General features: G+C 68.5%; 18 protein-coding genes. 14 read left to right on the top strand and 4 right to left on the bottom strand.

Translation table 11 applies throughout. From position 1 onward, the window contains the following. Positions 1 to 42: 42 nt before the first annotated feature. Both ACGFNJ_RS37750 and ACGFNJ_RS37745 read right to left on the bottom strand, forming a co-directional pair. The gene (locus ACGFNJ_RS37750) at positions 43 to 528 is read right to left on the bottom strand and encodes a tellurite resistance TerB family protein (RefSeq protein ID WP_393459866.1); all 486 of its coding nucleotides are present in this window, start codon (positions 526 to 528) and stop codon (positions 43 to 45) included. 111 nt (positions 529 to 639) lie between these two features. Further along, positions 640 to 987, bottom strand: coding sequence for an ArsR/SmtB family transcription factor (locus ACGFNJ_RS37745; RefSeq protein WP_393459863.1), 348 nt, complete (start codon positions 985 to 987; stop codon positions 640 to 642). Between the two features lie 103 nt (positions 988 to 1090). Between ACGFNJ_RS37745 and ACGFNJ_RS37740 the strand changes: the two genes are divergently transcribed. From ACGFNJ_RS37740 to hisH, 9 genes are all read left to right on the top strand, one after another. Continuing rightward, complete coding sequence (locus tag ACGFNJ_RS37740) at positions 1091 to 2317, top strand: MFS transporter (protein WP_393459860.1); 1227 nt, start codon at positions 1091 to 1093, stop codon at positions 2315 to 2317. A gap of 25 nt (positions 2318 to 2342) precedes the next feature. Continuing rightward, positions 2343 to 3335: an alpha/beta hydrolase family protein gene (locus ACGFNJ_RS37735; RefSeq protein WP_393459857.1), complete on the top strand. Its 993-nt coding sequence runs from the start codon at positions 2343 to 2345 to the stop codon at positions 3333 to 3335. 69 nt (positions 3336 to 3404) lie between these two features. Continuing rightward, entirely contained in the window at positions 3405 to 4289 is an 885-nt protein-coding gene (locus ACGFNJ_RS37730; RefSeq protein WP_393459854.1) for an arylamine N-acetyltransferase, read from the top strand. Positions 4290 to 4343: 54 nt separating this feature from the next. Beyond that, positions 4344 to 6092 carry a penicillin-binding transpeptidase domain-containing protein gene (locus ACGFNJ_RS37725; protein ID WP_393459851.1) on the top strand — a complete coding sequence of 583 codons (1749 nt, stop codon included), beginning with the start codon at positions 4344 to 4346 and terminating at the stop codon, positions 6090 to 6092. Positions 6093 to 6248: 156 nt separating this feature from the next. After that, positions 6249 to 7823 carry a serine/threonine-protein kinase gene (locus tag ACGFNJ_RS37720; RefSeq protein ID WP_393459848.1) on the top strand — a complete coding sequence of 525 codons (1575 nt, stop codon included), beginning with the start codon at positions 6249 to 6251 and terminating at the stop codon, positions 7821 to 7823. A 158-nt stretch (positions 7824 to 7981) separates the two neighbouring features. Further along, positions 7982 to 9319 carry a histidinol dehydrogenase gene (hisD, locus tag ACGFNJ_RS37715; RefSeq protein WP_393459845.1) on the top strand — a complete coding sequence of 446 codons (1338 nt, stop codon included), beginning with the start codon at positions 7982 to 7984 and terminating at the stop codon, positions 9317 to 9319. Continuing rightward, positions 9316 to 10446, top strand: a complete 1131-nt coding sequence (locus ACGFNJ_RS37710; protein ID WP_393459842.1) for a histidinol-phosphate transaminase — start codon at positions 9316 to 9318, stop codon at positions 10444 to 10446. The genes hisD and ACGFNJ_RS37710 overlap by 4 nt, the downstream gene beginning before the upstream one ends. 23 nt (positions 10447 to 10469) lie before the next feature. Then, entirely contained in the window at positions 10470 to 11084 is a 615-nt protein-coding gene (hisB, locus tag ACGFNJ_RS37705) for an imidazoleglycerol-phosphate dehydratase HisB (RefSeq protein ID WP_141717813.1), read from the top strand. Beyond that, positions 11081 to 11716 (top strand): imidazole glycerol phosphate synthase subunit HisH, encoded by a 636-nt coding sequence (hisH, locus tag ACGFNJ_RS37700; protein WP_393459838.1) that lies wholly within the window; start codon positions 11081 to 11083, stop codon positions 11714 to 11716. The genes hisB and hisH overlap by 4 nt, the downstream gene beginning before the upstream one ends. Before the next feature lie 9 nt (positions 11717 to 11725). Here the strand turns inward: hisH and ACGFNJ_RS37695 are convergent, their stop codons facing one another. Beyond that, a complete protein-coding gene (locus ACGFNJ_RS37695) occupies positions 11726 to 12190 on the bottom strand; it encodes a hypothetical protein (protein ID WP_393459835.1) in 465 nt (154 codons plus the stop codon). A gap of 227 nt (positions 12191 to 12417) precedes the next feature. Here ACGFNJ_RS37695 and ACGFNJ_RS37690 point away from each other — a divergent pair, with 227 nt between their 5' ends. Further along, the gene (locus ACGFNJ_RS37690; RefSeq protein ID WP_393459832.1) at positions 12418 to 12924 is read left to right on the top strand and encodes a hypothetical protein; all 507 of its coding nucleotides are present in this window, start codon (positions 12418 to 12420) and stop codon (positions 12922 to 12924) included. Between the two features lie 4 nt (positions 12925 to 12928). On the opposite strand, the gene ACGFNJ_RS37685 is transcribed toward ACGFNJ_RS37690, so the two are convergent. After that, positions 12929 to 13435, bottom strand: a complete 507-nt coding sequence (locus tag ACGFNJ_RS37685; RefSeq protein ID WP_393459829.1) for a nuclear transport factor 2 family protein — start codon at positions 13433 to 13435, stop codon at positions 12929 to 12931. A gap of 96 nt (positions 13436 to 13531) precedes the next feature. Between ACGFNJ_RS37685 and ACGFNJ_RS37680 the strand changes: the two genes are divergently transcribed. From ACGFNJ_RS37680 to hisF, 4 genes are read left to right on the top strand one after another with little or no spacing between them, the layout of a single operon-like run. Further along, positions 13532 to 14035 carry a MarR family winged helix-turn-helix transcriptional regulator gene (locus tag ACGFNJ_RS37680; protein WP_393459826.1) on the top strand — a complete coding sequence of 168 codons (504 nt, stop codon included), beginning with the start codon at positions 13532 to 13534 and terminating at the stop codon, positions 14033 to 14035. Positions 14036 to 14046: 11 nt separating this feature from the next. Next, positions 14047 to 14778 carry a bifunctional 1-(5-phosphoribosyl)-5-((5-phosphoribosylamino)methylideneamino)imidazole-4-carboxamide isomerase/phosphoribosylanthranilate isomerase PriA gene (gene priA, locus ACGFNJ_RS37675; RefSeq protein ID WP_393459823.1) on the top strand — a complete coding sequence of 244 codons (732 nt, stop codon included), beginning with the start codon at positions 14047 to 14049 and terminating at the stop codon, positions 14776 to 14778. After that, on the top strand, positions 14775 to 15590 hold the full coding sequence (locus ACGFNJ_RS37670; RefSeq protein WP_393459820.1) for an inositol monophosphatase family protein: 816 nt from the start codon (positions 14775 to 14777) through the stop codon (positions 15588 to 15590). Before priA ends, ACGFNJ_RS37670 begins: the two co-directional genes overlap by 4 nt. 4 nt (positions 15591 to 15594) lie before the next feature. Further along, entirely contained in the window at positions 15595 to 16368 is a 774-nt protein-coding gene (gene hisF, locus ACGFNJ_RS37665; RefSeq protein ID WP_069164444.1) for an imidazole glycerol phosphate synthase subunit HisF, read from the top strand. Positions 16369 to 16416: the final 48 nt, after the last annotated feature.

Genomic DNA, 16416 nt, shown 5'->3' with positions numbered 1-16416 from the left:
AAGCCTAGTCCCGCGTTGCGGAACCGTGTTCGATGGCGCGGGTCAGAGCCCGAAGTCCTGTGGGTTCAATCGCAGTGTCTGGCAGGCCTCGCGGACGGCGGCGATCTCGGCCTGATCGAAGTTGCCGTCCGCGCTGCCGATCATGATGCCGATCTGGATGACCGCGTTCGCCTCGGTCGGCTTCTTCGCGGCCTTGCCGATCTGCTGCAGTACATACGCGCGGCCGAACGCGGGGTCGCTGGTCAGGCGGTTGCAGTTGTCGTCGAACAGGGCGCGCAGCTCGTCGGTCGGAAAGTTCTGCAGCACTTGATCGGCGGCGATGAGGTTGGCCACCTTCATCCGCTCGGCCTGGTCGATGGTCCCGTCGGCCGCCGCGACCAGCGCGCAGATGCCCATGCTCGCGTCGCGGAAGGAGCCGCCGCGCAGATCGTTCTTCTTGGCCAGCAACTGCGCCTGCCATTTCGGCGCGTTCTCCACCAGCGTGCTGATCAAGGTGGCGTTGGACATCAGGCGGCGCAAGAAGGCCATGACCGACTCCCAGAGCAGGGTTCGGGCAGGCGCGCGGCACCCGAACTAGGACGAATACCCGGACGGTAGCAGACCGAGCGCCGAACAGTCTCGGAGGCAACAGGTTCGGTATCAGTCAGCGGACTGCCAGTCGCGGACCAGGTCGAGCAGTCCGGGGAAGCGGGCATCGAGGTCGTCGATGCGGACTTTGCTGCGGCGCTCGAGCCCGTAGCGCTGCTGCCTGGTCACGCCCGCTTCGCGCAGCACCCGGAAGTGATGGGTGAGGGTGGATTTCGGGCGGTCGATGCCGAACCAGCCGCACGAGCGGTCGGTGTCGGGGGATTCCCGCAGCAGCTTCTGAATCATGGTGAGCCGCAGTGGATCGCTGAGCGCCGCGAGCACCTGGTCGAGCCGCAGGTCGGCGCGGTCCGGTTCGGGCAGGCGGGTGTTCGGGTCCGCCGCGTGGGTGGCCGATGGCATCGGGTCTCCTTGGCTCGACTGCTCAGTACGTATTTTATCGTACTAGATGCTAAGTTCGACTTCATTCGTATCAGTACGAGAAAAGTCGAACAAGGAGGATGGCATGGCGATGCTCACTGCGGAAGGCGAATCCGCGACCACGGATCGGCCGAAGAACGGCATCGTGTGGTTGGCAGCCTGGCCGGTGCTCGCGGTTTTCGTGCTGTCCAACGCGGTGACGCCGCTGTATGTGGTGTGGCAGGGCGAACTCGGCTTCTCCGCTGGTGTGCTCACGGCGATTTTTGCCAGCTACATCGCGGGATTGCTCGGTGCGCTGCTGGTCGCGGGTGTGGTGTCGGACCGGGTCGGCCGCAAGCCGGTGCTGTTGCCCGCGATCGGCTTGGCGGTGCTCGCGTGCGTGCTGTTCGCCACCGCGGGTTCGGTGGTGGTGCTCGCGGTGGCGCGCCTGCTGACCGGTATTGCGGTGGGCGCGACGGTTTCCGCGGGCATGGCGGCGGTGACCGACCTCGGCGGATCCGCTCGGAAAAGGCTTGCGGCATTGGCGGCGTCGTCGGCGATGGTCCTCGGTGCCGGATTCGGGCCGCTGCTCGCGGGCATCCTGGCGGAGACCGTGCCAGGCCCGACGGTGACCATCTTCGTCGTCGAGATCGTGGTGCTCGCTTCGGCTTTCGTGGTTGTCGCCCGACTGGACCTGCCCGCAGGCGCGGGTGGTCGCGGACCGTGGATCAGGGTTCCCTCGGTAGCGCAGGGCGGGCGAACGGCGGTGCTGCTCGGCATCGCGGTCTTCGCGCCGGGGATCACCTCGACCTCGTTCGTGCTTTCGCTCGGCCCCTCACTGCTTACACAGGTGCTCGGCACCGGCAACCGCATGCTCGCCGGCGCGCTGGCCTTCGTGATGTTTCTGGGCGCCACCGGAATTCAGTTCGCCGTTCGGCGGCTGCGGGTGTGCGCCATCCTGCTCGGCGGTGCGGGCGCGACGGTCGCGAGCATGCTGACTTTGCTGCTGTCGTTGTCTTTGTCCTCGCTGCCGATCTTCGCGGCAGCCGCGGTGCTCGCGGGCATCGGCCAGGGCCTCGGGCAACTCGGCGGCCTGACCGCGATCAGCGCGAGCGTGCCCGCCGACCGGCTCGCCGAGGCGAATGCCGCCCAGAACGTCGGCGGCTACCTCCCGGCCGCCATCCTGCCGCTGAGCACCGGTTTCCTCAGCGACGCCATCGGCATGACCAGCGGGGCAACGACATTCGCGGTCGTCGTGATCGCCGCCGCGGTCGCCGGTGGCGCGCTGGTCGTGCGACGGGCGCCGGGCGGGCAGGTGGCCGCGCGGACCTAGCCGGCTTCCGTGTCATCATTCGACGATGAAGCGTGCATCGGTACTGCTCGTGGTGTTGGGGTTGTTGACGGCGGTGACCAGCGCGGTCGTGCCGCAGGCAGCGGCCGAACCGGAGTGCATGCCGCAGGTCGCGGTCCGGCCGGTGTCGCTGACCGTCGACGGGGAGGAGGCGACGGGGCGGGTGTACGAGCCGTACCGGTGTGCGCCAGGCGATCTCACGCCGGGGTCGTTGCTTGTCGCGGTGCACGGGCACGATGGCGCGTCCTCCGACTATGCGGGATATCTGACCTCCATCTCGCTGCGCACCGGAACGCCCGTGCTTTCGATGGATCTGCGGTCGGACACCGGCGTGTGGCGCACCGGCGAGTGGAATCTGTGGGCCGGGTGGCGTGACATCGTCGAATCGACCCGGTGGTATCGACGTGAGCATCCCTCGATCGCGCGCACTGTGCTGTGGGGTTGGAGTCAGGGCGGGATCATGAGCGGGCTCGCGGTGGCACATGGGCCGCGCGGACTGTTCGACTACTGGGTCGACAATTACGGTCCCGCAGACGATTTCACGATGTGGCTCGGGTCGTCGATCATCGATCCGAAACTGCCTGCGCAGATCGAGCGCGACGCGGGCGGCTGCCCGCCGGTGGTGTGCCCGCAGGCTTACGTCGAGCGCTCGCCCGCGCTGCTGGCCAACCGGATGGAGGTGCGGCGCGCGTTCCTGATCCACGGCACCGGCGACGATGTCGTCCCGTACCCGACCACCCTGGAGATGCGCGCAGGGCTGCTCGCCGCGGGCAAGCCGACCTCGATGTACACCATCGTCACCGGCCGCGACCTGAACGGCGCGGTCGTCCCCGGCGACCACAGCGTCGGCCCGGCCTTCTTCGAGGGCGGCTGCGTGGTCGAGCGGCTGCTGCTCGGCACCGAACCGGCCGAAGGGCCGGATCGCGACTACCTGGTCGACGTCGCTCGCGGCGTTGTCACCGCACCGCCCGCGCCGCCGAACGCCAAATGCGCGGCCTGACCGGCGCAGGGAACACGGTAGGTGCCCGGCGAGTTTATGGTGGCAACCGAGTGATGAAGTGAGGGTGACATGGGGAAGCCGACGGATCCTGCGTACCACTGGAACGGCGCGGAGGTGGACCTGGACGCGTATCTGACGCGCATCGGGTTCGACGGTGACCGTGCGCCGACGGTGGCGACGTTGCACAAGCTGGTGTACCTGCACACCACGTCGATCCCGTTCGAGAACCTGGAGATCATCCTCGGCAGGCCGATCCCACTCGACCTGGAAACGTTGCAGGACAAGCTGGTTCGCCGGCGTCGCGGCGGCTACTGCTATGAGAACGTCACTTTGTTCGCGGCCGTGCTCGAGCGGCTCGGCTTCGGCATCACCGCCCTGAGCGGGCGAGTGACCATGGGCGCGGAATCCGGCTTGCGACCGGCCACCCACGCACTGCTGCGGGTGACGACCGATGACGACGATCGAGTGTGGTTGTGCGATGTCGGCTTCGGCTCCGGCCCGCTCGCGCCGTTCGAATTGACCACCGGCCTCGGCGAATTCGCGCTCGGCCAGTGGCAGTTCCGGCTGGAGCGCACGGTCGGTGAGTTGGACAACGACCTGTGGGTGCTGCATCAGTTCGGCAAGGAAGGCTGGATCGAGCGCTACGCCTTCACGACGAACCCGCAGTACCGCATCGACTTCGCGGTCGGCAACCACTTCGTCTCCACCTCGCCGCGCTCGCCGTTCACCACCCGGCCCTACGCGCAGCGGTTCCTGCCGGAGCTGCACCTGACGATCGACGGAACCACGCTGACCGAGGAGCGTCCGGACGGCACCAGCGAGGTCCGCGAGATCGAAGTGCCCGATCTGCCGAAGATCCTGGCCGAGACGTTCGATATCGACCTCGACCCGGCCGACGCGGCGGCCCTTGTGGATGGGGCATGGCGGCATAACAATCTCGTCAGTCCCAGCTAAACGGCTCGGCGGTGCCGCGACACGCTTGGTCGCGGCACCATTACAGTCGGCTGGGTGCGTACCCACCGGAAGTACCTCGTCCTGTTCGCCGCACCCGCGCTCGTCCTTGCCGCCTGCTCCTCGGGCCCTGATCAGCCCGACACGGTCGCTGGCCAGTTCGCCGACGCGCTGAACCGCGACGACGTCGCCGCGGCCGCCGCGCTCACCGACGATCCGGCGCTGGCCTCGGCCGTCCTCGGCAAGCTCTACGACGGGCTCGGCAAGGAGGTGCGCTTCGACGTGCGCTCGATCGAGAAGAACACCTTCACGCTGGCCGCCACTTGGAAGCTCGGCAAGGACGGCAAATCCGAGTGGACCTACACCACCGTCGGCACCGCGAGCGACAACGGCGGCTGGAAGGTGAAGTGGAACCCGGACACGGTCGCGCCCGGCCTCGGCGCAGGCCCGCTGACCTACAGCCCGGTGTACCCGCAGCCCGCCCGCATCCTCGACGCCAGCGGCGGTGACCTGATGACCCAGCAGGTGGTCACATTGGTCAACGTGAGTCCAGGTGCCGACACCGCCGCGCTCGCCGCGCTGCTCGGGCCGCTCGACCCCAGCATCACCGCGGCCTCCCTGCACAGCGATCTCGCTGCGGCGCAAGGCAAGCCGATCACGCCGATCAGCCTGCGCGACGCCGATCTCGCGCCGATCCAGGCACAGCTCGCGGCCATCGCGGGCGTCACCCTCGCCCCGCAGACGCGCCTGCTCGTCACCGACAAAACCCTTGCCGCGCCGACCCTTTCGGGGCTCACCGAGCTGTGGCAGCAGCACGCCGACGCGAACGCGGGCTGGGCGGTGCGCGCGCAGACCAAGGACGGCACCCAGCGGGTCGGCGGCCAGGATCCGAAGCCGACCACCGACATCGCGACCACCCTCGACATCGATCTGCAGCACGCGGCCGAGGCGGCGCTCGCGCCGATCACCCAGCCTGCGACGATCGTCGCGCTGCAACCGTCGACCGGGAATGTTGTTGCGATGGCACAGAACAACGCCGCCGACGGGCAAGGCCCGATCGCGCTCACCGGTCTCTATCCGCCAGGCTCCACCTTCAAGACGGTCACCGTTTCCGCGGCGCTGCAGGCAGGCACGGTCACGCCCGACACGGTGCTGCCGTGCCCCGGTGAAGCGAACATCGAAGGCCGCAAGATTCCCAACGACAACAACTTCGATCTCGGTCAGGTACCGCTGCACACCGCGTTCGCCCGATCCTGCAACACCACCATGGGCGCGCTCGCGGTGAAACTGCCCGCCGACGCGCTGACGAATGCCGCCGCGCAGCTCGGCCTCGGCGTCGACTACGTCACACCCGGCCTGACCACCGTGACCGGCAAGGTGCCGCCCGCCGAGACACCGGCCCAGCGGGTGGAATGGGCGATCGGCCAGGGCCAGGTGACGGCGACGCCGTTCGGTATGGCGCTGGTCGCGGCGTCCATCGCGCGCGGCTCGGTGCCGAACCCGGCGATCGTCAAGGGCATGCCAGGCACCCCCGATCGGACGCCGTCGCCGCTGCCCGCCACCGTTGCCGACCAGGTCAAGGCCATGATGCGAGAGACGGTGACCAACGGAACCGCGACCCAATTGCGTGATATTCCCGGTCTGCTCGGCAAGACCGGCACCGCCGAATTCATCGACGACAAGCACGCGCACGGCTGGTTCGTCGGCATCGCCGGTGACCTGGCGTTTGCCGTTTTCGTCAACGACGCGAACAGTTCCGGCCCCGCAGTCGAGGCGGCTGGACGGATGCTGCGCGCGGGGCGCTAGCGTCGCCGCGGCCATCTGGGCGGAGAATATGCCCGTGCTGGCGCGTACGGAAGTTCTAAGGCCAGCTACACTCGTCCCCGGACCGCGTCTGTAAGCAATATGCGGGATGTCACGATTTCGAGAAGGTTCGGAGTAGGCGCCATCGATACCGGTCAGTTGATCGCGGAGCATTACCGCCTGGTCGAGCGGATTGGTAGCGGCGGCACAGGCGTTGTTTGGCGTGCGATCGATGAGCGCCTGCAGCGGTCGGTGGCCGTCAAGCAGATCCATATCAAGCCGAGCCTGCCGGAGGCCGAGCGGGACGTGGTGCGGCAGCGTGCGATTCGCGAGGCGCGCAACGCCGCTCGATTCCAGCACCCCAACGCGATCGTCGTCTTCGACATCACCGAGCACATGGGCGACCCGTGTTTGGTGATGGAGTACCTGAAATCCAAGAGCCTGGCCGGTGTGCTCTCGGCGCAGGGCGTGCTGCCCCTGACTCATGTCGCGCGGATCGGTGAGCAGGTCGCGTCCGCGCTGATCGCCGCGCACCAGGCGGGCATCGTGCACCGCGACGTCAAGCCAGGCAACATCCTGCTCGACGACCACGGCACCGTGAAGATCACCGATTTCGGTATCTCGCGCGCCGCAGGCGATGCCACGCTCACCGAGACCGGCCTGATCTGCGGCACCGCCGCCTACCTCGCCCCCGAGATGGCCCGTGGCGCCGACCCGACTCCGGCCTCGGACGTATTCGCCTTGGGCGCAACCCTTTTCCACGCGCTGGAAGGCGAGCCGCCGTACGGCGCGAACGCCAACCCGCTCGCGGTGCTCTACGCGGCCGCCAACGGTCAGGTGAGCGAGCCGCGAAACGCCGGTCCAGCAACGGATTTCCTGCTCGACCTGCTCAGCCCGGAACCGGCGGACCGCCCGACCATGCGCATGGCGCTCGATCACCTCGCCGCGTTCGCCGACTCGGGCCCCACGCCGGTGTCGGTCGGATTCGTCCCGGCCAGTGAGCATTTCGGCCGACGCCACAACAACGGCGCAGCCGAATCGGCAACCCGCGCCCTGCCGCCTTCGTCGGCTCCGATGCACCAGCCGACTGAACGCCAGCACCGCCCGCAGCCTGCCCCGCGCCCGGCACCCCGTCCGGTGCAGCAGCAGAACACGGCGACCCATCCGCGCACTGCGGCCCACTCGCGCCCCGTGCCACGCCAGTCCGGCGGCAAGCGCAAGGCCGTGCTCGTCGGCGCCTCGATCGGCGCGGTGATCGCGATCGTCGGCCTGATCATCGTCGCGATGACCCAGGAAGACACGACACAGTCACCGGCCCAGGCGAATACGCCGTCGGTGAGCGTGTCGGCGGGGCCGAGCACCAGCGCGTCGGTCGGCACCCCTGGCAAGACAGCCAGCCAGGGCAAGGTCGACGAGTCTCCCGCGTACCAGGCGGTCGTCGATTTCTACAACAACCTCACCAAGGACAAAGCGACCGATTCGTGGTCGCTGCTGACGCCCGCGGCGCAGAAGCTCTATGGCACCGAGGCGGCTTTCCATCAGTACTGGAGCACGCACGGGGTCGACGATTTCCGGACGCTTTCCTCGGAAGGCTCCAACTCGGACGGCTCGCTCGACGTGAAATTGGCCAGCCTCGTCGTCGATGGGCAGAGCAAGAAGATGACCCTGCATGTGATCAAATCCGGTGGCCGCCTGCTCCTCGACAGCGACACCCGATTCGCCGCGGGGACCTGAGTACGCCGGTCGCGGGCGATGACCTGGCCGTGGCCGAGTTGCGCCGCAGGGTAGCCGGGGTGGGCGGACCGCGCGGATAACCGGTGGCGTCCGGACGATAGGCTGGTAGCTGCAACTTTCCTGTTGCGGATTCAGCTGAGGACAAGGATCGACACCACATGACATCCCGCATCGAGCTCGCCCGCGTTGATCTGCGCGGTCGCACTCCTTCCGTTGCCGAGCTGCGCGCCGCGCTGCCGCGCGGAGGAGTCGACGTCGACTCGGTGCTGCATCAGGTGCGGCCGGTGGTGGAGGCGATCCGGGATCGCGGTGTGTCGGCGGCGCTGGAATACAGCGAACAGTTCGACGGTGTGATTCCGGCGAGCGTGCGCGTTCCAGCGAACGAGCTGGTCAAGGCGCTCGAGGAGTTGGACCCGGCGGTGCGTGCCGCGCTGGAGGAGTCCATCGCGCGCGCCAGGAAGGTGCACGCCGATCAACGGCGCACTGACAAAACCACCGAGGTGGTGCCCGGCGGCACCGTGACCGAGCGGTGGGTTCCGGTGGAGCGGGTCGGGCTGTATGTGCCCGGCGGCAATGCCGTGTACCCGTCCAGCGTCGTGATGAATGTGGTGCCCGCGCAGACGGCGGGCGTCGGCTCGCTGGTGGTGGCCTCGCCGCCGCAGGCGCAGTTCGGTGGGCTGCCGCACCCGACGATCCTGGCCGCCGCGCAGCTGCTCGGCGTCGACGAGGTGTGGGCGGTCGGCGGCGCGCAGGGTGTGGCCCTGCTGTCCTACGGCGGCCTCGACACCGACGGCGCGCAGCTCGAGCCGGTCGACCTGATCACCGGGCCTGGCAATATCTATGTGACCGCCGCCAAGCGGCTGTGCCGCGGCCTGGTCGGCATCGACGCCGAGGCCGGGCCCACCGAGATCGCGATTCTGGCCGACGCCACCGCCGATCCGGTGCATGTCGCGGCGGACCTGATCAGCCAGGCCGAACACGATGTGCTGGCGGCCAGCGTGCTCGTCACCGACAGCGCGGCGCTGGCCGATGCCGTCGACGCGGCGCTGACGCGGCAGCTGGATGTGGTGAAGCACGCGCACCGGGTGTCGGAAGCGTTGCGCGGCAAGCAGTCGGGGACGGTGCTCGTCGACAACCTCGACCAGGGCCTGCGCGTCGTGAACGCATATGCGGCCGAGCACCTGGAGATCCAGACCGCCGACGCCGCCGCGGTCGCGGCCAGGGTGCGCAGTGCAGGCGCCGTTTTCGTCGGCGCCTACGCGCCGGTGAGCCTCGGCGACTACTGCGCAGGCTCCAACCACGTGCTGCCGACCGCCGGATGTGCCAGGCACTCCTCGGGTTTGAGCGTGCAGACGTTCCTGCGCGGCATCCACGTCGTCGAGTACACCGAGGCGGCGCTGAAGGATGTCGCCGGTCACGTTGTCGCACTGGCGAATGCCGAGGACCTGCCCGCGCACGGCCAGGCCGTGCAGGCGCGGTTCGAGGCGCTGTCATGAACCAGGCGACCGTGCCGGGCGCGGACATCAGCCTGGACGACCTACCGCTGCGGGACAACCTGCGCGGCAAGAAGCCGTACGGCGCACCGCAATTGACGGTGCCGGTGCAGCTGAACACCAACGAGAACCCGCACCCGCCGAGCCGGGCGCTGATCGACGATGTCGCCGAATCCATTCGCACCGCCGCCGCCGATCTGCACCGGTATCCGGATCGGGACGCGGTGGCGCTGCGCAGCGACCTCGCCGACTACCTGACCAGGCAGACCGGTGTCGCGGTCGACACCGACAACGTCTGGGCGGCAAACGGTTCCAACGAGATCCTGCAGCAGCTGCTGCAGGCGTTCGGCGGGCCGGGCCGCAGCGCACTGGGTTTCGTGCCGTCCTACTCCATGCACCCGATCATCTCCGAGGGCATCGACACCGAATGGATCGAAGCCGAGCGCAAGGCGGATTTCGGGCTCGACATCGATTACGCGGTCGCCGCGATCGGGGAGCGTTCGCCGAACGTGGTCTTCGTGACCAGCCCGAACAACCCGACCGGGCACAGCATTTCGCCGGATGATCTGGCGCGCATCCTCGAGGCGGCGCCCGGCATCGTCGTCGTCGACGAGGCATACGGTGAGTTCTCCGCGCAGCCGAGCGCGATCGCGTTGATCGACCGGTTTCCGGCCAAGCTGGTCGTGACCAGAACCATGAGCAAGGCGTTCGCCTTCGCGGGCGGGCGGCTCGGCTATCTGGTCGCCGCGCCCGCGGTGATCGACGCGATGCTGCTGGTGCGGCTGCCGTACCACCTGTCGGTGGTCACCCAGGCGGCGGCGCGGGCGGCGCTGCGGCATGCCGACGAAACCCTCGGCAGCGTCGCGGAACTCGCCGCGCAACGGGATCGGGTCGCGGCCGCATTGCGCGACATGGGTTTCGACGTGATCCCCAGCGACGCGAACTTCCTGTTGTTCGGCCGTTTCGCCGACGCGGCGGCCACCTGGCAGCACTACCTCGACCACGGCGTGCTGATCCGCGATGTCGGTATCCCCGGCTACCTGCGCACCACGATCGGCCTTGCCGCCGAGAACGACGAGCTGCTGAAGGTCAGCAGGCTCCTGGTGCAGACCGACCTCACCCCTCGATGAAACCACCTGTGGAGGAAGCAAAGATGACTCGAACCGCGCGGGTGGAGCGCGTCACCAAGGAGTCCAGCATCGTCGTCGAGCTGGACCTGGACGGCACCGGCAAGACCGAGATCGCCACGGGCGTCCCGTTCTACGACCACATGCTGACCGCGCTCGGCGCCCACGCCAGCTTCGACCTGACCGTGCGCGCCGAGGGCGATATCGAGATCGAGGCACACCACACGGTGGAGGACACCGCGATCGTGCTCGGCCAGGCGCTCGGAAAAGCATTGGGCGACAAGGCGGGTATCCGCCGGTTCGGCGACGCCTACATCCCGATGGACGAGACCTTGGCGCACGCCGCGGTCGACGTGTCCGGTCGGCCGTACTGCGTGCACACCGGCGAACCGGAGCACCTGCTGCATGCCGTCATCCCCGGCTCCGGGCCCGGCGCACCGTATTCGACGGTGCTGAACCGCCACGTTTTCGAGTCGATCGCGTTGAACGCCAGGATCGCGCTGCACGTGCGGGTGCTCTACGGCCGCGACCAGCACCACGTCACCGAGGCCGAATTCAAGGCGGTGGCAAGGGCTTTGCGCGCCGCCGTGGAGTGGGATCCGCGGGTGCATGGCGTCCCGTCGACGAAGGGCACGCTGTGAGCCTGCGGTCTGTCGCTTTGCTCGACTACGGTTCCGGCAACCTGCACTCGGCCGAGCGCGCGCTGGTCCGGGCGGGCGCCAAGGTCGAGGTGACCGCCGATCACGAGGTCGCGCTGGCCGCCGACGGCTTGGTCGTGCCCGGCGTCGGCGCGTATGCCGCATGCATGGCCGGGCTGCGAAAGGTGCGGGGGGAGCGCATCATCGGCCAGCGGCTGGCCGGTGGCCGCCCGGTGCTCGGCATCTGCGTCGGCATGCAGATCATGTTCGAACGCGGCGTGGAATTCGGCGTCGAAACCGAGGGCTGCGCGGAATGGCCCGGCACGGTGGCGCGGCTGACCGCGCCAGTGCTGCCGCACATGGGCTGGAACACGGTCAGCGCGCCGCAGGACAGCATGCTGTTCGCGGGCATGGACGCCGATACCCGCTTCTATTTCGTGCACTCCTACGCCGCCCAGGCCTGGGAACTGCCGCCGGGTGACCATTTCGCGGCGCCGAAGGTGACCTGGGCCGAGCACGGCGTGCCGTTCCTCGCCGCGGTGGAGAACGGGGCGTTGTCGGCCACCCAGTTCCACCCGGAGAAGTCCGGCGACGCCGGCGCTCAGCTGCTGCGCAACTGGGTGCAGTCGCTGTAGCGGACGGGTCTACTTGCCGGTTTCGGCCCGGTTGACCAGCCAGCGGCCCGCGACGTTCTCGACGGTGACCAGCAGCGACATCTTGCTGGTCTTCGGCATGCCTTCGGTGGCGTCGCTGGTCATCGTCTGCACCATGGTGAGGGTCACGTCGGCCTGGTTCTCATCGCCGGACACGATCCGGCAGTCGACCGAATCGACGTCGGACTTCATGTGCGCGGCGGCAAGGGATTCCTTGATGGCATTGCGGGAGTTCTCGAATTCGGCGCGGAAGCTGCCGGTGGTGATCTGCAGCATTTTCCCCGCGTGCTCCTCGAAGCGCGCGTAGTCGTACGTCCCTGCGACTTGGCCGAATTCGCACCCGGCCAGCCGCGCTTCCTCAGGCGCGGCGGCCGCAGCATTCGGCGCGGTAGCCAAGGCCGCGGTGCAGATGGCTGCCGAAATCGAGAGCACGGCAGCGAAGGTCGAGCGTGACATACGAGATCCCCTGAGAGAGTGCGGAATTTGGCGCCCGGAGTGAGCGCCGAGCCGAGACACTACCGCGCTGCCGATGGCGCCGCGTCCGCTTGCCGACAACCGTGCCGTCGGGTGGTCTCCGGGTACACCCTGACCCTGCCCGCCGAAACATGGGGGACGACACCGGATCCGCAGGCAACGCCGTGGTTCTACGGTCGATCCGAGGAGTTCGATCCGAGGAGATCGTCATGCGTAACGTCACCTTCCCCCTTACCGTGGTCTCGGTGTACGCGGTTGTCGCGACGCTTGCGTTCGGTACGACCGTGGGGGAGACGGCACTGTTGTACCCCAACATTTTTCGGGATGTCCCCGAGTCGCTGGAGCTGACCGATCGGTTCATGAGCGTGGTCGACGTCGGCGACGTCATGCGACCGCTCGGTGGTGCGCTGACGCTCTGTGCGGTGATCGCCGCCGTTGTCGCCTTCTGCTACCGCCTCGGCCGGTTGCGGATGGGGCTGTCGCTCGCCTCGTTGGTGAGCGGACAGTTCCTGCTCTCGATCCTCTATCAGTGGCCGCGCGCGACGATCCTGTTCGACGATCGAGGCAAGCACACCCTCGACGAGATTCAGCGCGCCGCAACGGAATTCCAGATAGGTCAGGGCTTCCGGATCGCCGCTGCGGCGCTGACCGCGGTGTTCGCGGTGGCCGCCGCGCTGGCGTGCTACCGCGAGTGGGTGCTGAGCCGGTCGCGCTGAGCCGTCAGCGGGGGAGGGTGCCGGTGGACCACAGCGGCGTGGTCTCGACTCGGGACAGGCGCCAGCCTTCGGCCGTGCGGACCGCGTCGAATCGATAGGTCTCGCCGAGGGCGAACTCCACCGTCGGCAGGGAGCCTGCGACGGTCGGAGCCGCGAAGGTCGCGATCAGGTTCGCCCGCGCCTCGGCGGTGTCCCGGTCGAGGTCGATCAGCACGTTGCTGATCACGTGCTGAATCTTCCTGTCGGCGGAGTGGTTTCGGCTCGCCTGCGCGATCAATGCGTCGATGCCTGCGGCGCGCCCGCCGGGCGTCTTCGCCGTCGCGTCCGCGGTGTAGATGGCGCGCAGGTCCTCGAACCGGCCCTCGTCCAACGAGCGACCGAGTCGATCGATCAGCACTGTGATCTCGTTGCGGTCCAGCATGTCTCGGAGCTGCCGATCAGTGTCGGCGGCATTGCCGGAGCGGGCGGCAAGCAGTGTGGTGAGGGGGAGGCGGAAGCGGGTCTTGCTCATCGGATGGCCTTTTCGTACTAAACGTTGGCAAGTCCAACGTTGGCTTGGCCAACGTAACATATTGTGGGTGACACCAACAAGAGTTAGATTGCTGCGATGGAGATCTCGCGCGACGGTGCGCCAGCGAGGCTGCGCGCCCTGCCCACTCGGCTGGTCAACCAGGTCGCACTGGTCGCCAACCGGGCCACCGAGCGGGCGCTGGAGGCCACCGGGTCCCGGCGCTACCACTACGCGCTGCTCGCCGCGCTCGGTGAGTTCGGCGCGATCAGCCAGGCCGACCTCGGCCGACGCACCAACATCGACCGCAGCGATATCGTCGCCACCGTCAACGAGCTGGCCGACCGCGGTTTCGTCGAACGCAGCCCCGACCCCGACGACCGCCGCCGCAAGATCGTCACCATCACCGCGGCAGGCACCGACCATCTCGCCGAACTGGACGAGCGGTTGGCAGGTGCACAAGACGAACTGCTCGCCGGACTCAGCAGCACCGACCGCGCCGAGTTCCTACGCCTGCTCACCCGCATCCTCGACCTGCGCGCCGGAACCCCGAAGGAGGTATTCCCGCAGGCCGGAGGTGGGGTGCGTGGAACCAACCACTAGGCTCCTCTTCTGTGAGTCTTGTGCTGCTACCCGCTGTTGATGTCGCGAATGGAGAGGCTGTGCGCCTCGTTCAAGGGGAGGCGGGTAGCGAGACCAACTACGGCTCGCCGCGGGACGCGGCCCTGGCCTGGCAGGAAGCCGGCGCCGAATGGGTGCATCTGGTCGACCTCGACGCCGCGTTCGGGCGTGGCTCCAATCGGGAACTGCTCGCGGGCGTGGTCGGCGAGCTCGACGTCAAAGTGGAGCTGTCCGGCGGCATTCGCGACGACGAGACCCTCGAGGCTGCGCTGGCCACCGGCTGCGCCAGGGTGAACCTCGGCACCGCGGCGCTGGAAGACCCGGTGTGGTGCGCCAAGGCGATCGCCAGGCACGGCGAGCGCGTCGCGGTCGGCCTCGACGTGCGCATCATCGACGGCGAGCACCGGCTGCGCGGCCGCGGCTGGGTGAGCGACGGCGGCGACCTGTGGGAGGTGCTCGAGCGCCTGGAACGCGACGGCTGCTCGCGCTACGTGGTCACCGACGTCACCAAGGACGGCACGCTGACCGGCCCCAACCTGGATCTGCTCCGCGAGGTGTGCAACGCCACCGACGCGCCGGTCATCGCCTCCGGCGGTGTCTCGACCATCGAAGACCTGGTCGCGATCGCCGAACTGGTGCCGGAGGGCGTCGAGGGTTCGATCGTCGGCAAGGCGCTCTACGCGGGCCGGTTCACGCTGCCCGAGGCGCTGGCCGCGGTGAGATGAGCCAGGACCTATCGGCGTTACTCGCCACCGCTCGGGACATCCTGGACTCGGTCACCTCCCGCTTCATCGAGGGGGTCGGCGCACCGAGCGCGGTCACCAAGGGCCGCAACGACTTCGCCACCGAACTCGATCTGGAGCTGGAACGCACCATTTCGGCGCAGCTGGAGCAGCGCACCGGAATCGGGGTGCACGGTGAGGAATTCGGTGGCCCGCAGCTGGTCTCGGGCACCGCGTGGGTGCTCGACCCGATCGACGGCACCTTCAATTACTCGTCGGGGCACCCGCTTTCGGGCATGTTGCTCGCACTCGTGCACGAGGGCGAGCCGGTCATCGGCCTCACTTGGCTGCCGCTGCTCGGTCAGCGCTACGCCGCGGTGGCCGGCGGGCCGGTGCTGCTGAACGGCCAGGCGCTGCCGCCGTTGCCGCACGGCAAACTGGCCGAGTCGATGATCGGCTTCGGTGCGTTCAGTGTCGGTGCACCAGGCCGGATTCCGGGGCAGTTCCGCTTCGATCTGCTAGACCCGCTGAGCAGGCTGTCCTCCCGGGTGCGCATGCACGGTTCCACCGGCATCGATCTGGCGTTCACCGCGTCCGGTGTGCTCGGCGGGGCGATCGTGTTCGGCCACCACCCGTGGGACAACGCCGCGGGTGTCGCGCTGATCCGCGCCGCGGGTGGCGTCGTCACCGATATCGCGGGCGCGCCGTGGACCATCACTTCGGGTTCGGTGCTTGCCGCCGCGCCCGGTGTGCACGAGGAGCTGCTCGAGATGATCTGCACGGTCGCCGATCCGGCGACCGCGGACGAAGGGTGAGGCAATGACGTTGGCGGTACGCGTGATTCCGTGCCTGGATGTCGACGCGGGCCGGGTGGTCAAGGGCGTGAACTTCGAAAACCTGCGCGACGCAGGCGATCCCGTCGAGCTGGCGGCGACCTACGACGCGCAGGGCGCCGACGAGCTGACCTTCCTCGACGTCACCGCCTCCACCGGTGATCGCGGCACCATGATCGACGTGGTGACCCGCACCGCCGAACAGATCTTCATCCCGCTCACCGTCGGCGGCGGGGTGCGCACCGTCGAGGACGTCGACCGGTTGCTGCGCGCAGGCGCCGACAAGGTGTCGGTCAACACCGCCGCCATCGCGCGGCCCGAGGTGCTGCGCGAGATGTCCGAGCGTTTCGGCTCCCAGTGCATCGTGCTCTCGGTGGACGCCCGCACCGTCCCGGCGGGGCAGCCGCCGACGCCGTCCGGCTGGGAGGTCACCACGCACGGCGGCAAGCGCGGCACCGGCCTCGACGCGGTCGAATGGGCAACGCGCGGTGCGGAATTGGGTGTCGGTGAGATCCTGCTCAACTCGATGGACGCCGACGGCACCAAGGTCGGCTTCGACCTGCCGATGATCCGCGCCGTCCGCGCCGCGGTCTCGGTCCCGGTGATCGCCAGCGGCGGCGCAGGTGCGGTCGAACACTTCGCCCCCGCCGTGCAAGCAGGCGCCGACGCGGTGCTCGCCGCCAGCGTCTTCCACTTCGGTGACCTCACCATCGGCCAGGTCAAGGACTCGATGCGCGCGGAGCACATCGTCGTCCGCTGATCGGCGCTGGCGGTAAACGGCCGTGCCGGAATTCGGTAGGCGCGCAAC

The organism is Nocardia sp. NPDC049149 (assembly GCF_043197455.1).
Classification (GTDB): Bacteria; Actinomycetota; Actinomycetes; order Mycobacteriales; family Mycobacteriaceae; genus Nocardia.
This window is presented reverse-complemented; position numbering and strand designations above follow the sequence as displayed.